We start from the raw sequence: 15,681 nt of genomic DNA, 5'->3' as shown, positions 1-15,681 counted from the left end.
TTTCACCGTAGCCCCCTTCCACATTTCAAGTATCGGACCATCACCTTTTGAATATATCTCGAATTCAAATCTTCAAGATAATGTGGCTACTATAGAATAGTAATAAAGCCCTTACCATGGATGATAAGGGCTTTAAAAAATTATGATTGAATAGAAGCAAAAGCGCGCTGGGCGGCTTCGATTGTCTTTTCAATATCTTGGTCCGTATGCTTCGTAGATAAGAACAATCCTTCATATTGAGAAGGGGCAATGTAAATACCTTCTTCAATCATAACGCGATAAAATTTAGCAAATAGGTCTGTATCTGCTTTTTTCGCGGTTTCATAGTTATATACTTCTTCATTTGTAAAGAAGAAAGCAACCATAGATCCCGCTCGATTAACTGTAAGAGGAATATTATAAGTTTCCGCTGCTTGCGTAAAGCCTTCCACAAGGCGATCGACTTTTTGATTAATGGCATCATAGGATTGTGGTGTTAACGCTTGTAATGTTTCTAATCCTGCTGCCATTGCTAGAGGGTTACCTGATAGTGTACCTGCTTGATAAATGGGACCTGTTGGAGCAATCATTTCCATAATCTCGCGCTTACCACCATACGCTCCTACTGGAAGTCCGCCACCGATTACTTTTCCAAGGCAAGTTAAATCAGGTGTTACACCATAATACCCTTGTGCGCAATTGTATCCAACACGAAATCCAGTCATTACTTCATCAAAAATGAGTAAAGAACCATGATTTTCTGTAATCTTACGAAGTTCAGGTAGGAAATCGTCTGATGGAGGAACAACCCCCATATTTCCAGAAACAGGTTCTACGATGACCCCTGCAATATCATCACCATACTCATTAAACGCATAACGAAGGCTCTCTAAATCATTGTAAGGCACAGTAATGGTATTCATTGCGATTCCTTCTGGGACACCTGGAGAATCAGGCAATCCTAGTGTAGCAACACCTGAACCAGCTTTAATTAACAAGGAATCACCATGACCATGATAGTTCCCCTCGAATTTAAGGATTTTATTTTTACCGGTGTACCCACGAGCTAGTCGTAATGCACTCATTGTGGCCTCTGTACCTGAATTCACCATGCGAACCATCTCGATAGAAGGTACACGATCAATGACAACCTTGGCTAGTTCATTTTCAAGAATCGTTGGTGTGCCAAAGCTCGTCCCTTTCATGGCTACTTCATTTACGTGGCTGACAACCTTCTCATCAGCATGACCTAAAATCAAAGGCCCATAACTTAATACATAATCAATGTATTCATTGCCATCTATATCGTATATCTTGGATCCTTGACCTCTTTCCATAAAAATCGGATCCATTCCCACAGATTTAGATGCTCGAACTGGAGAGTTCACTCCACCTGGCATATACTCTACCGCTTCTTTAAATGCTTCTTGAGAACGATTAAAATCACGCATTCTGTTCCTCACTCCTTACCATTATTCACTTAGCCATTGTGCTACATCTTTTGCAAAATAGGTAATAATTAAGTCTGCTCCTGCTCGTTTCATAGATGTTAATTTTTCTAAGACAATTTCTTGTTCATTGACCCAACCATTTTGAGCAGCCGCTTTTATCATAGAATATTCACCACTTACATTATAAGCCACTACTGGCGAATTAAAACGATCCTTCACTTCTCGCATGATGTCCAAATAGGATAGGCCAGGCTTTACGATAAGAAAATCTGCTCCCTCTTCTACATCAGACTGTGCTTCGCGAATCGCTTCTAAACGATTGGCTGGATCCATTTGGTACGCACGACGATCTCCAAATTGAGGTGAACTATGAGCTGCGTCTCGGAAGGGTCCATAGAAAGAGGATGCATATTTTACAGCATAAGACATAATGGGGGTATTCTTAAATCCTGCATCATCTAGACCTTTACGAATAGCCGCAACAAAACCGTCCATCATGTTTGAAGGTGCAATAATATCTGCTCCAGCTTTCGCCTGACTTACGGCGGTTTCAGTAAGTAGTTCTAGTGATTCATCATTGAGGATTTCTCCGTCTTGTACAATGCCACAATGCCCATGATCTGTGTATTGGCATAAGCAAGTATCCGCAATTACCGTTAACGCTGGAACATCTTCTTTTATTTGACGAATCGCCTTCTGTACAATACCTGTTTCACAGTAGGCTTGTGTTCCTTTTTCATCTTTATGTGCAGGCACACCAAAGACAATAACAGAACGAACACCCAAGGTTACCAACTCATTCATCTCTTCTGTTAAGTAATCAAGGGAAACATGGTACACACCTGGCATAGAAGGTACTTCCTTTTTAATTTGGTCACCCTCTACAACGAATATAGGATAAATGAGATCTGTTTTTTGCAGATGTGTTTCTCGTACAAGAGAACGCATTGATTCAGTTGTACGTAAGCGTCGGTGACGACTAAATTGAATGTTATCCATAGTCTTCTTATCCTTTCTTGTTAAAGTAAGCAGAAGTAGCCTCAATCATACCTTCTACTGTGTAATATTCCGGAATTATAGTGTACGTAAAACCTTTTTTTCTCGCTTCAGCTTGTGTTGATGGTCCAATACACATGCAAGGAATGGACGTTAATTCCTCTGTCCATTCTTCCTCTGCTAATTCCACAAATGCATCAACAGTAGAAGGGCTAGTGAATGTAATAATATCTAAGCTGGTCTCATGAAGAGACTTTTTTAACGCTTCTTTCATTCTAACATTTACGTTTGTTTCATACATTTCAGCAGTACTGATTGTGTGGTTCCTGTTTGATAGTTCTTGAACCACAGATTGTTTTGCTAAGTTACCTTGCACGACTAAAATAGAACACGATTCGCTTGTGTACTCATTAAACTCTTTTCCAAGATGTTCACCTGTGTATGTATCAGGAATAAAATGAGCTTTATAGCCAAAATCATGTAAAACCTTCTCTGTTTTTTCACCTATGACAGCAAATTTCATCTTTACTGCATGTTCAAATGTTTTATGGTGGTAATGTTCCATTAGCTCGAAAAAGAAGTGAATACCATTCGTACTCGTGAAAAATACCCAATCATAAGAGGATAACTGGTTCATTACCTTTTCATTCTCCTCAGAATAGATACCCTGAAAGTGAAGAAGCGGAATTTCTATAGAAATTCCGCCCTGTTGTTCTATAAGCCTCGTGATTGTATGAGCTTTAGTGGCTTCTCTTGTAACCAATATGTGCTTACCAGAGAGAGGGAGCATTATAAATCTAACTCCTCTTTTGCCTTTTGAATAATCTCCGCACCACCACGTGCTTTTATGCGATCTGCTGCATCGCGGCCTACTTCAACAGAATCTGTACCACGTACTTGCTCTTTTAAAATCGTCTTTCCATCTGGACTACCTACCATCGCAGTTAGAACAACGTCTTCTCCATCAAGATATGCATAGCCTCCGATTGGGACCTGACAACCTCCATCTAATAAATCAAGGAAGGTACGTTCAGCAATGACTGTTTTATACGTATATTCATGATTAAGGTGTTGAAGGAGGTCCAGTATTTCTTTATCCTCTTCGCGGCATTCTATTGCTAGTGCACCTTGTCCAACGGCTGGAACGCATACATCAGGCTCTAGATATTCCGTTATATAATCATCAGTCCATCCCATCCGCTTCAATCCTGCAGTGGCTAAGACAATAGCATCAAAGTCTTCTTCTTTTAGCTTACGTAATCGTGTATCAATATTGCCACGAATGGATTTAATATGAATATCAGGACGAGCAGCTAATACCTGTGCTGCCCTACGGAGACTACTTGTACCTACTACCGCTCCCTCAGGCAATTCATGAAAAGGTACGTTGTCATTTGCAATATAAGCATCTCGATGATCTTCCCGAATTGGGATACAACCAATGGTAAGCCCTTCAGGTGTTTCGGCAGGCATATCTTTCATACTGTGAACAGCAATATCGATTTCACCGCTATATAGAGCATCCTCGATTTCTTTAATAAACAACCCTTTTCCGCCTACCTTCGACAGGGTTACATCAAGGATTTTGTCTCCTTTTGTCACAATCTTTTTTACTTCAAATTCATATGGAAGCTCAAGTTTTTTCAACTGATCAATTACCCAATCTGTTTGAGTAAGGGCAAGCTTACTTTTACGAGTGCCCACTACAATATTTCGCATATCTGTTCCTCCTGACCTTTCCTAAAAGTGAAAGTTCGATAATGATCCAAATAGAAAGAAATTAACTAGTAGAAATAGGAAGGCTCCCGTATTATAAAGGGCCATTGCTCTTCCTTGATAGCCACGAACTACTCTTAAAAATAAATAGATTAAATATACCCCTAAAACGACAAAAGAACCTAGCGTCTTAGAATCAAAAATGTAAAACTCATCTGTAGAGGTGTATCCCCAAATCATCCCTAAAATATTTGCGATTAGAAGTAAGGGTACCCCTAAAACAACAGCAATATAAGAAAGACTATCAAGCTTGCCTAAATCCCCTAACCGAAGTAGCCACTTGTTCCATTTTTTCTCCTTCAATAATCGGTATTGTAATAGATACATAAAGGAGAATATACAAGAGAATGTAAAGAAACCGTAGGATACCATCGCAAGTGTGATGTGTGTTACGAGCAATTCACTCACAAGACGCATGGATTGTTCTGTAGCATCAGTATTAGCTCTTGTGAAGATATGCAATACCATTAAAAAGAAACCTAATACATTGGTAAAAAAGATAAAGAAATCGACACGAAACAGTCGATTAATCACAAGAGAGAACGTGACAAGAATCCATGCGTAAAAATAGAGTCCATCATAAATCGTAGATATTGGGAAATTTGAATAGGTTAGCATTTCCCCCAATAAAAAAAGGGTCTGTAAAACCCAAACCATAGAAAGTAACCAGAAGGCAATTCGATTCGCCTTCCGGTTATATTGAATAAAATCTATAAAGTATCCAATTAAACTCAAACAATAAATGAATATTATGAATTCATATAGCCATTTGAAATCAAACATAAAGGAAATTCCTTTCTTAAGAATTAGCTACGTTCGAAGCCGGTTGAAAGGATGATTTCCCATCGGTATCTAAGACAGCTTGTTTATTTTTATCTTGCTGCTTTTCGATTTCCTGTTGTACCTCTTCTTCAATACCGAAAATTTGCTTAAACATATCCAACTGCTGGTCTGCGTTTGGATAAGCAGCGTATTCCTTTGCTTGAAGAATTGGTTGCTTTAACATTTGATTAATAATACTCTTTGTATGCTTATTTAAGACTTTCTTTTCTCGCTCTGTTAAGTCAGGCATTTTTCTCTCAATGCTTTCCATTGTATCCGCTTGTATCGATAAAGCCTTGTTACGCAACGCAGATATAACCGGAACTACGCCAATGGTTTGTAGCCAATCTTTAAATGCGACTATGTCAGCCTCCACCATGATTTCGATTTGTTCAGCAGCTTCTTTACGAGCTTCTAAATTCGCATCTACAATGCCTTGCAAGTCATCAATATCATAGAGGAATACACTCTCTAATTCATCAATTGCTGGATCTAAGTCACGAGGAACAGCAATATCTACCAAGAAAAGTGGGCGCCCTTTACGTCTTTTATGCACAGCTTCGATTGTCTGCTTATTAATCACATAATCACTAGCGCCCGTAGAGCTAATAAGGATGTCCGCTGTCTCTAAAACTTCATTTAACTGATCTACTGTTTTAGCTTGGCCATTAAATTGTGTCGACAAACGTTCTGCGTTCTCCATAGTGCGGTTAACAACCGTTACTTCCCGAACTCCTGAACCATGAAGATTTTTAGCGGCAAGCTCACCCATTTTACCAGCACCATAAATGACGACATGCTTGTTCACTAAATCACCAAATATTTTCTTAGCTAATTCTACTGCTGCATAGCTAACAGACACAGCGTTTTCCCCGATTTCTGTTTCTTTATGGGAGCGTTTTGCTAACGTTACAGCTTGTTTGAACAATTGATTAAAGATGGTACCTGTTGTACCAGCTTCTTGCCCTTGTAAAAAGGCTTGTTTCATTTGTCCAAGAATTTGTGTTTCACCAAGAACCATTGAGTCTAGTCCACATGTTACGCGGAATAGGTGTTCAAGAGCACCATCCGCTTCGTACATAGATAGAAATGGCGAAAACTGCTCTTTATCTAAATCAAACCATTCAGCTAAGAATTGTTTTATATAATAACGGCCAGTATGAAGCTGATCAACCACCGCATAAATCTCTGTACGATTACATGTAGAGATTATCACACTCTCCAACACACTCTTCTGTTGGTTAAGTGATTTCATTGCTTCTGCTGTTTGATTTTCAGAAAAGGTTAACTTCTCTCTAATTTCAATAGGGGCCGTTTTATAATTTACGCCAACTACTAAAATATGCACATCTTTCACCCCCAAAACACGAACTTTTATCATCAATTACATCCATTATAACATGGTTATCAAGCTCACAATTATGTAAAATGTGAACAGTTATTGAAAGGTTATGATACGATAGAACTATCTAATTATTCGTTTTATTGATGTATAATACCGTATGTACCTTAACATAACCATGCTTTTAAAGCAAGAAACACAACTATTTTCTCCCACGTAGAAGGAGGTATTTTAATTGAAAAAACAACACACGTTTCCAGGAATTTTTTTAATTGGTATAGGTATATATTTCTTATTACAACAATTTAATATTCCTATTATTACAGACTTTTATTCGTGGCCAACTATTCTAATGATTATTGGTGTAGCCATGCTATTAAACAGTTATGTCTCAAATGATTATGAACCCATACTACCTGGAACCATATTATTAGGACTTGGCATCCATTTTCATGGTCTATATACATACTCATTTTGGATTGACCACTGGGGCATGTTTCCTTTGATTGTTGGTATAGCATTTATATTACGCTATCAGAAAACCAAACAAGGCCTTTTCCCTGGTCTACTACTCGTTGCTATTGCCTTATTCTCTATCTTTGTTTCCAACAAACCTGGATGGTTCCAGTGGATTAATATTGCTGTGAATGTTGTTGAAACCTTTTGGCCTCTGTTACTAATACTCATTGGCATTTATTTACTATTCTTTAAAAAGAAATAATATAGGACCCCAGAATCGATTTTCTATAAATGATTATATCATATATTATATGATAACAATTATAATTTGTTTTTCATTCTTCTAGTAATCTACTTTTGCAGAATATGATAGGGAACATCTATAAACAAAATAGCTCTAGATACAAAAAAGGGTTCCATAAATGGAACCCTTTTTGTCGCAGTATAGGAAATTATAAAATCAATGCATGTGTAGAACTGAAAAAGTGATGTCGCCACGTCCAGTTCCAGCGACTAGCAAACTTCCCACTCCTCCTTACGATAAGTCAACATCGGATTGCTAGCGCTCTCCGTGCTTCCTTTATCTCAAACGGACTCAGGGAAGTTTTGGGGTGATAGAGGTTCAATTAAGATCACGCATCGTGCGAACATCTAACTGACCTACATCATATAGGCCCGAACATCGAACCAAACCACGTCCTGCAAGCAGCAGTTAGTACGTCGTTAGACCGGCGCCCTGAGCTTTCGTTCTTTACTTACCTATATAGGAGCGAATTGTACGCCAAGCATCGTCTTTCCCTTCCCCTGTTTCGGCAGAGAAAGGAATAAGGGTATCTTCATCTTCTAGTTCTAGTACTTCAATGATGCGTTTAAGCTGCTTGGCACGCTGGCCTCGTTTAATTTTATCCAGTTTCGTTGCGATTACTGTAACGGGCAAACGATAATGCTTAAGAAAATCATACATCATCCTATCATCCTCAGATGGATCATGACGAATATCCACAATCATTACGACCATCTTTAACTTTTGACGGTTGGAGAAATATTCTTCCATCATTTTCCCCCATTTTTCCCGTTCGGTTTTTGATACTTTGGCGTATCCATAACCAGGAACATCCACAAAGAAAAACACTTCGTTTAATTTATAAAAATTTAATGTTTGCGTTTTTCCTGGCTTAGAAGATGTTCTAGCTAAAGCTTTTCTCTGAATCAATTGATTAATAAAAGATGATTTCCCCACGTTTGACCGTCCTGCTAATGCTATTTCTGGTAACGGTTCATTCGGATATTGCTGTTGACTTACGGCACTTATGACAAGTTCCGCTTGATTGATTTTCATTATTTCTCCTCCACTAATGCTTTGTCTAACACTTCATCAAGATGATGGACTGGGATATACGTTAAGCTATCTCGTACACTCTCTGGTATATCCTCTAGGTCCTTTTCATTATCCGCAGGCATAATAACTGTTGTTAATCCTGCTCGATGTGCACTTAGTGATTTCTCTTTCAACCCACCAATAGGGAGAACTCTACCACGTAATGTGATTTCCCCAGTCATTCCTACTTCTTTACGAACTGGACGCCCTGTAAGCGCAGAGACAAGGGCTGTAGCCATCGTAATACCTGCTGATGGTCCATCCTTAGGAGTAGCTCCTTCAGGTACGTGAATGTGAATATCATTTTTATCAGGAAATTCCGGATCAATTTGCAATTCTTCAGCTCGAGAACGGATATAACTGAATGCTGCTTGAGCTGATTCCTTCATCACATCGCCTAGCTTACCCGTTAACGTAAGCTTGCCTTTACCAGGATATAATGAAACTTCAATGGACAGAGTATCTCCACCAGCTGATGTATAAGCTAATCCTGTTGCAGTACCAATTTGGTTTTCTTTTTCTGCTTGTCCGTAACGGTATTTTGGCCTGCCCAATAACGCTTCTAATTTTTTCTCGGTAACGACAACTCGTTTTTTATCCTCTGATACTAATATTTTTGCTGCTTTACGGCATACAGCTGCAAGTTCACGTTCTAACCCACGGACACCAGCTTCTCTTGTGTACTGTCGAACTAGTTTTAATAACGCTTCCTCGCGTACTTGAATTTGACTTTTCTTTAAGCCGTTTTCTTTGATTTGCTTCGGAAGTAGATGCTCTTTCGCAATATGAAGCTTTTCGACTTCTGTGTAACCAGCTATTGTAATAACTTCCATACGGTCTAATAATGGTCCCGGAATAGTAGCCATATTATTAGCTGTTGCAACAAACATTACATTGGAAAGATCGTAAGTCTCCTCAATAAAATGGTCACTAAAGTTGCTGTTTTGCTCTGGATCCAGTACCTCTAGCATTGCTGAGGAAGGATCGCCTCTAAAGTCACTTGCCATTTTATCAATTTCATCTAATAAAAAGACAGGATTCACTGTTTCAGCCTTTTTCATTCCCTGAATAATACGTCCTGGCATCGCACCTACATACGTACGACGGTGACCTCTGATTTCAGCTTCATCGCGAACACCACCTAATGATGAACGTACAAAATTACGATCCATCGATCGTGCAATGGAACGAGCAAGTGACGTTTTCCCTACTCCTGGTGGCCCTACTAAACATAAAATTGGTCCCTTTATGGACTCGGTTAGCTTTTGGACTGCAAGATATTCTAGAATACGTTCTTTTACTTTATCCAACCCATAATGGTCTTCGTTTAGAATTTGTTCAGCATGAGGTATATCTAAATTATCTACTGTTTCTTCTGTCCAAGGAAGGGCAACAAGCCATTCGATATAATTACGAATCACTGAGCTTTCGGCTGAACTACTTGGAATCTTTTCATAGCGATCAAGTTCCTTATACGCTACTGCTTCGATACGCTCAGGCATATTGGCATTTTCGATTTTTTCTTTTAACTCTGCAATCTCACCTGACTTACCATCTTTTTCTCCAAGTTCTTTTTGAATAGCCTTCATTTGTTCACGAAGATAATATTCTTTTTGCGTTCGCTCCATCGACTTCTTCACTTGTTGTCCAATTTTCTTCTCTAAGTGAACAACCTCTTTTTCATTATTAATTAGTTCGATAATGTGTTTTAAACGATCAGGCACATTGGCTATTTCTAATACCTCTTGTTTATCCTTGATTTTTAAAGATAAATGAGAAGTAACAATATCCGCTAGACGACCTGGAACATCAATATCTTTCACAGATGCTAATGTTTCATCACTTATCTTCTTAGACACCTTTATGTATTGCTCAAATTGTTCCAGCAAATTACGCATAAGTGCTTCTTCTTCATTTTGATCGCCATGTTCTTCTTCTAGTTCTTTAAACGTTACTTTAAAATATTCTTCATCTTCCATATGCTCATCAATTTTACCACGGTATAAGCCTTCAACTAAGATGCGAATAGTACCGTTAGGCAGTTTCAGCATTTGTTTAATTTTGGCTACCGTACCTATCGAATAAATGTCATCGGTTGTCGGTTCATCTACACTCACTTCTTTTTGAGCTGTGAGAAAGATGATGTTGTCCTCTACCATTGCATTTTCAATTGCATTTACTGATTTATCCCGGCCTACATCTAAATGCATGACCATTGAAGGATAGACTAATAACCCACGTAATGGAAGGAGGGGAATCTGTTTTATATTTGTATCAGTCATAATGCTAACACCTCCATATATATACTACTTCTTATTATTCGTAATTTGTACGTTTTATCCTTTTTTCTGTCTGTAGAAGAAACACGTTTTCTATTTGCCTCATAAGTGAAAGAGAGCATGCCTTTTACAAAAGACAACGCTCTTTTCTTGAAACAATATGGTTCTTTAAAAGTATATAGAAAAGCTATTTCAATGTAAACTATTCTAACTAGACGATGGGCCTATTCTTATTTCTTATGAAGATTGTGTATTACGCTTGGGATTGGGTAATAAACGTTTCTCTTTTAATAAGGATTGTATATCTCCTGCTAGGCACAAGGTCAGTGCTTCTTGTATATGATGAATCGGAACAATGTTTATCCCATCAATTTTTTCAAACATTGCTTGATTATTATCAGCAGGAATGAGGACTTTATTCGCTCCAGCTCGTTTGGCAGCTTTAATTTTAGACATAACACCACCGACTGGTTTTACATGCCCATGAATACTAATCTCGCCAGTCAGTGCCAGGTCATGTCTAACCGGGATTTTATGAATGGCCGAATAAATCCCTACTGCCATTGCTATACCTGCTGATGGACCATCAACAGGAATACCACCAGGAAAGTTTACATGTATATCGTATTCATGCGCAGGTACTCCTAGAGATCGAAGCACTGTAATGACATTTTCGATAGAACCCTTAGCCATACTTTTTCTTCGAATGGATTTACTTTGGCTACCAATACTTTCTTCTTCTGCAATACCTGTGATATTTATTGCTCCTTGCTGATTCGTAGGCAAAACACTTACTTCTATTTCAAGTAAAGAGCCTGAATTAGGCCCATACACTGCAAGTCCATTTACGATACCAACCTGATCTTGAGAAAAAATCTTCTTTTCGTAACGTGGTGCCAGTTGAGATGCATCTACCACCCACTCAATTTCTGCTCTACTTACTGTATCTTTGTTAGCTTTTTTTGCAATTCCAGAAGCAATTTGAATCATATTCACCGCTTCTCTTCCATTTCTTGCGTAATCTGCAAGAGTGGATAGCCCTTTTTCTTCTACAGAAAATTGAATTTTGTTTGCGGCTTTTTGAGCAATTTCTATAACTTCTTCATGCTCAAGCTCCCGGAAAAAGACTTCCAAACAACGGGAGCGTATTGCAGGAGGGATTTCCTCAGGGCGTCGCGTTGTAGCTCCAATCATCCTAAAATCAGCAGGCAATCCTTTCTTAAAAATCTCATGGATATGTAAGGGGATTTGCTGATTTTCTTCACTATAATAGGCACTCTCGAAATAAACTTTACGATCTTCAAGCACTTTTAATAATTTATTCATTTGAATGGGGTGCAACTCGCCAATTTCATCAATGAATAAGACGCCACCATGTGCATTGGATACAGCACCTGGCTTTGGTTGCGGGATGCCAGCCTGCCCCATTGCCCCAGCCCCCTGATAAATAGGGTCATGAACAGATCCAATTAAAGGATCAGCAATTCCACGTTCATCAAATCGAGCTGTGGTGGCGTCTAATTCGACGAACACAGCATCTGTTCTGAAAGGTGACTCTGCAAATTGTTTTGCTTCTTCTAGAACTAATCTCGCTGCTGCCGTTTTTCCAACTCCAGGAGGGCCATAAATAATAACGTGTTGAGGATTCGCACCACATATAGCTGCACGTAAAGCCTCAATTCCATCATGTTGTCCAACAATATCTTCAAATGTTTTCGGCCGCACCTTCTCGGATAAGGGTTCAGATAATGCGATTTGTCGCATCTTCCTAAGTTCGCCTAGTTCTTTTTTTGATTCACGGTCGATTGTAACCTTTTGCGAGCGTTGATTCTTTAATAAATTCCAAAAATACAAACCAATTACTATTCCAAAGAAAAGCTGCACAAAAAGAGCAATACCAGCTAATGTCATAAAAGATTCCTCCTGCATTTCATCTTTAATGTTATCAGCTAGTATCTCCGCAAATGAACACATTAAACCTTAGGACCGCATGAAATTCTATCATACTAAACTTTGCATTCCGTCTTAATCCATAACAAGTTAGTACCCTTTATCATGAATAAAACAGTAGCCCTAGGGCTACTGTTTTATATTAAGCACTTTCTTTTGGTGTTTCGTTTTCATCTTTAACTGTGCCATCGCTTAGTACAAACTTTGGACGACCATTTTCTTTTGTAACAGTGTCTGGAGTGATGATACATTTTTCGATATCTTCACGACCTGGCAATTCATACATAACATCCAACATGATGCCTTCAATAATGGAACGCAAACCACGTGCACCTGTTTTACGCTCGATGGCTTTGCGAGCTATTTCACGAAGGGCTTCTTCTTCAAATTCAAGTTCTACATTATCAATTTGGAATAACTTCTGATATTGCTTAACAAGAGCATTCTTTGGTTTCGTAAGAATTTCTACTAGAGCATCTTCATCAAGCGGCTCTAATGCTCCAATAACTGGAAGACGACCAATAAATTCAGGAATTAAGCCATAACGTAATAAGTCTTCTGGTAGTACCTTTGTTAGTACTTCCCCTTTATCCATATCCTCGGCACTCTTATCTTCAGAGCCGAAGCCAATTACTTTTTTACCAAGACGGCGTTTTACAATTTGATCTATTCCATCAAAGGCTCCACCTACAATAAACAGTACGTTAGCCGTGTCGATTTGAATAAATTCTTGGTGGGGATGCTTACGTCCACCTTGAGGAGGAACGCTAGCTACAGTACCCTCTAGAATTTTAAGCAACGCTTGTTGAACACCTTCACCAGATACATCTCGTGTAATAGATGGGTTTTCTGATTTACGTGCAACTTTATCAATTTCATCAATATAAATAATACCTTTTTCTGCTTTTTCTACATCATAGTCGGCAGCTTGAATTAGTTTAAGAAGGATGTTTTCTACGTCTTCACCAACATAACCAGCTTCCGTTAATGATGTAGCATCAGCCATAGCAAACGGCACATTTAGTATTCGAGCTAATGTTTGCGCTAGTAATGTTTTACCACTACCTGTTGGTCCAAGCATTAGGATGTTACTCTTAGCAAGCTCTACATCATCCTGCTTTTGAACGGCATTGATACGTTTATAGTGATTATAAACAGCTACAGACAACGACTTCTTAGCATAATCTTGACCAATTACGTAATCATCGAGAATGGAGTTTATCTCTTGAGGCTTAGGTACTTCTTTAAATTCCACTTCTTCTTCATTACCTAATTCTTCCTCAACAATTTCTGTACATAATTCAATACACTCATCGCATATATAAACTCCTGGTCCGGCTACAAGCTTACGGACTTGATCTTGAGTCTTGCCGCAGAAAGAACACTTTAATTGCCCTTTCTCTTCGTTAAATTTAAACATGCTTTTCACCTCTCAAAGTATAAGTCACAACAAATCTATACATAAACTTAATATTAACATTACATAGAATATAAAAACGCTTCTTTACGTCATCATATCAAATTATATATAGTACTAAAAGTAAAAAACTCTCTAAAGAAGAATCTTTCCTGTTATTTGTATTCATTATGTACATGTGCTGAAAAGAAGTCAATCATTTAAGGTAAAACTAAGTGGTTAAACAACAACATGCTCATTAGATAATAATTAGATAGTAAAAGAAGTTCGTTAGGTGATATGTATTTTTCCATAAGAACGAACATTCCATACTTCATTTCAGAAAATCATAACAATCACCAGTGACAAAAGGGCTATGTATCTTTTTATATTTTTTCGTTACGAGTAGTAACCCCTATCTGAACTGATTCTGCATACAAACTATATTATATGTATATGTAAGAAATGGTAGTAAAAGTAGGACAACTTTGTTTTTTTAGTAAAAAACAAGGCACGATCATGTCGCGCCTTGTTTTTAGTGTAGACTATGCAGATTTGCTTTCTGCTACAAGGAAGTCGATCGCTTTTTTAATTTTAAGATCTTCTTCAACCGCGTCAGTATTGCCACCTAGCATTTGCTTCAAGTTCTCAACATCTGTTTGATACATAGAAGCCATGTTTTCTAGCTCTGCATTAATATCTTCTTCTGTTACTTCAACATTTTCTGCTTCAGAAATTGCTTCAAGTACAAGATTTGTTTTCACACGTTTACTAGCATCTTCTTTCATTTGCTCTTTAAGTGCATTCTCATCTTGACCTGTGAATTGGAAATACATGTCCATCGTCATACCTTGCATTTGTAGACGTTGTTCGAACTCTTTAACCATACGGTCTAGCTCTGTGTCTACCATAGCATCTGGTACGTTGATTTCAGCATTGTCAGTTGCTTTATTAACAATCTCTTCACGTTTCGTGTTTTCTGCTTCACGTTCTTTTTCTTCTTGTAGACGTGCCTTAGTTTTTTCTTTAAGTTCAGCAAGAGTTTCTACTTCTTCATCTACGTCTTTAGCAAATTCATCATCAAGTTCTGGAAGTTCTTTTGTTTTCACTTCGTGTACTTTTACTTTGAATGTTGCAGTCTTTCCTGCTAACTCTTCAGCATGGTACTCTTCTGGGAATGTAACTTCTACTTCTGTCTCTTCGCCAGAAGATTTGCCTACAAGCTGTTCTTCGAATCCAGGAATGAATGTGCCAGAACCGATTTCTAGAGAATAGTTATCAGCTTGTCCGCCTTCAAACGCTTCTCCATCTACGAATCCTTCAAAGTCCATTACTACTGTATCGCCATTCTCAATTGTACCTTCTTCTTTAACAACCAATTCAGCTTGCTTTTCTTGTTGTTGTTGTAGTTCGTTCTCTACATCTTCATCTGTTATTTGAGTGTCTTGCTCTTCTACTTCAAGACCTTTGTAATCGCCAAGCTCTACTTCAGGCTTAACTGTTACTTTTGCAGTGAAGATAAGGTTTTTGCCTTTTTCGATTTGCTCTACGTCTACTTCTGGGCGATCAACTGGGTTAATGCCTGTTTCTTGAAGAGCGTTTGAGTACGCTTCAGGAAGAATGATGTCTAGAGCATCTTGATAAAGAGACTCCACACCAAAACGTTGTTCGAAAATCGGACGAGGTACTTTTCCTTTACGGAATCCTGGTACCTGGACGTCTTTTACTACTTTTTTAAATGCTTGATTTAAGGCTTGGTCAAATTCTTCCGCATCTACTTCTACTGTTAATTGACCTTCGTTTCCTTCTAACTTTTCCCATTTTGCTGACATGATTTTCCCTCCAAAATCTAT

Annotated in this window: 12 protein-coding genes; 1 reads left to right on the top strand and 11 read right to left on the bottom strand. The window is 38.3% G+C overall.

What is annotated here, in order from left to right; all coding sequences use genetic code 11:
• Positions 1-140: 140 nt before the first annotated feature.
• From hemL to hemA, 6 genes are read right to left on the bottom strand one after another with little or no spacing between them, the layout of a single operon-like run.
• Complete coding sequence (gene hemL, locus GLW08_RS08230) at positions 141-1,430, bottom strand: glutamate-1-semialdehyde 2,1-aminomutase (RefSeq protein ID WP_160848116.1); 1,290 nt, start codon at positions 1,428-1,430, stop codon at positions 141-143.
• Positions 1,431-1,451: 21 nt separating this feature from the next.
• Complete coding sequence (hemB, locus tag GLW08_RS08225; protein WP_160848115.1) at positions 1,452-2,429, bottom strand: porphobilinogen synthase; 978 nt, start codon at positions 2,427-2,429, stop codon at positions 1,452-1,454.
• A gap of 7 nt (positions 2,430-2,436) precedes the next feature.
• A complete protein-coding gene (locus tag GLW08_RS08220; protein WP_160848114.1) occupies positions 2,437-3,216 on the bottom strand; it encodes a uroporphyrinogen-III synthase in 780 nt (259 codons plus the stop codon).
• Complete coding sequence (gene hemC, locus GLW08_RS08215) at positions 3,216-4,145, bottom strand: hydroxymethylbilane synthase (RefSeq protein ID WP_160848113.1); 930 nt, start codon at positions 4,143-4,145, stop codon at positions 3,216-3,218. Before hemC ends, GLW08_RS08220 begins: the two co-directional genes overlap by 1 nt.
• 21 nt (positions 4,146-4,166) lie before the next feature.
• The gene (locus tag GLW08_RS08210) at positions 4,167-4,985 is read right to left on the bottom strand and encodes a cytochrome c biogenesis protein (RefSeq protein ID WP_160848112.1); all 819 of its coding nucleotides are present in this window, start codon (positions 4,983-4,985) and stop codon (positions 4,167-4,169) included.
• Between the two features lie 16 nt (positions 4,986-5,001).
• On the bottom strand, positions 5,002-6,372 hold the full coding sequence (gene hemA, locus GLW08_RS08205) for a glutamyl-tRNA reductase (RefSeq protein ID WP_160848111.1): 1,371 nt from the start codon (positions 6,370-6,372) through the stop codon (positions 5,002-5,004).
• Positions 6,373-6,601: 229 nt separating this feature from the next.
• Between hemA and GLW08_RS08200 the strand changes: the two genes are divergently transcribed.
• Positions 6,602-7,087 carry a LiaI-LiaF-like domain-containing protein gene (locus tag GLW08_RS08200; protein WP_160848110.1) on the top strand — a complete coding sequence of 162 codons (486 nt, stop codon included), beginning with the start codon at positions 6,602-6,604 and terminating at the stop codon, positions 7,085-7,087.
• A gap of 489 nt (positions 7,088-7,576) precedes the next feature.
• On the opposite strand, the gene yihA is transcribed toward GLW08_RS08200, so the two are convergent.
• The 5 genes from yihA to tig form a co-directional block, all read right to left on the bottom strand.
• The gene (yihA, locus tag GLW08_RS08195; protein WP_160848109.1) at positions 7,577-8,164 is read right to left on the bottom strand and encodes a ribosome biogenesis GTP-binding protein YihA/YsxC; all 588 of its coding nucleotides are present in this window, start codon (positions 8,162-8,164) and stop codon (positions 7,577-7,579) included.
• On the bottom strand, positions 8,164-10,485 hold the full coding sequence (gene lon, locus GLW08_RS08190) for an endopeptidase La (RefSeq protein ID WP_160848108.1): 2,322 nt from the start codon (positions 10,483-10,485) through the stop codon (positions 8,164-8,166). The genes yihA and lon overlap by 1 nt, the downstream gene beginning before the upstream one ends.
• Positions 10,486-10,719: 234 nt before the next feature.
• Positions 10,720-12,393, bottom strand: a complete 1,674-nt coding sequence (lonB, locus tag GLW08_RS08185) for an ATP-dependent protease LonB (RefSeq protein ID WP_160848107.1) — start codon at positions 12,391-12,393, stop codon at positions 10,720-10,722.
• Between the two features lie 181 nt (positions 12,394-12,574).
• A complete protein-coding gene (gene clpX, locus GLW08_RS08180; protein WP_036816550.1) occupies positions 12,575-13,852 on the bottom strand; it encodes an ATP-dependent protease ATP-binding subunit ClpX in 1,278 nt (425 codons plus the stop codon).
• A gap of 521 nt (positions 13,853-14,373) precedes the next feature.
• On the bottom strand, positions 14,374-15,660 hold the full coding sequence (tig, locus tag GLW08_RS08175) for a trigger factor (protein ID WP_160848106.1): 1,287 nt from the start codon (positions 15,658-15,660) through the stop codon (positions 14,374-14,376).
• Positions 15,661-15,681 lie beyond the last annotated feature (21 nt).

Origin of the sequence: Pontibacillus yanchengensis (genome assembly GCF_009856295.1) — a bacterium.
Lineage (GTDB): Bacteria > Bacillota > Bacilli > Bacillales > BH030062 > Pontibacillus > Pontibacillus yanchengensis_A.
The sequence above is the reverse complement of the archived record's forward strand: the minus strand, read 5'-3'. Positions and strand labels throughout refer to the sequence as shown.

What these genes read in the sequence shown, in the direction of transcription:
- hemL (WP_160848116.1), bottom strand. Translation starts at nt 1,430, where the DNA reads ATGCGTGATTTTAATCGTTCTCAAGAAGCATTTAAAGAAGCGGTAGAG.
- hemB (WP_160848115.1), bottom strand. Translation starts at nt 2,429, where the DNA reads ATGGATAACATTCAATTTAGTCGTCACCGACGCTTACGTACAACTGAA.
- GLW08_RS08220 (WP_160848114.1), bottom strand. Translation starts at nt 3,216, where the DNA reads ATGCTCCCTCTCTCTGGTAAGCACATATTGGTTACAAGAGAAGCCACT.
- hemC (WP_160848113.1), bottom strand. Translation starts at nt 4,145, where the DNA reads ATGCGAAATATTGTAGTGGGCACTCGTAAAAGTAAGCTTGCCCTTACT.
- GLW08_RS08210 (WP_160848112.1), bottom strand. Translation starts at nt 4,985, where the DNA reads ATGTTTGATTTCAAATGGCTATATGAATTCATAATATTCATTTATTGT.
- yihA (WP_160848109.1), bottom strand. Translation starts at nt 8,164, where the DNA reads ATGAAAATCAATCAAGCGGAACTTGTCATAAGTGCCGTAAGTCAACAG.
- lon (WP_160848108.1), bottom strand. Translation starts at nt 10,485, where the DNA reads ATGACTGATACAAATATAAAACAGATTCCCCTCCTTCCATTACGTGGG.
- lonB (WP_160848107.1), bottom strand. Translation starts at nt 12,393, where the DNA reads ATGACATTAGCTGGTATTGCTCTTTTTGTGCAGCTTTTCTTTGGAATA.
- clpX (WP_036816550.1), bottom strand. Translation starts at nt 13,852, where the DNA reads ATGTTTAAATTTAACGAAGAGAAAGGGCAATTAAAGTGTTCTTTCTGC.
- tig (WP_160848106.1), bottom strand. Translation starts at nt 15,660, where the DNA reads ATGTCAGCAAAATGGGAAAAGTTAGAAGGAAACGAAGGTCAATTAACA.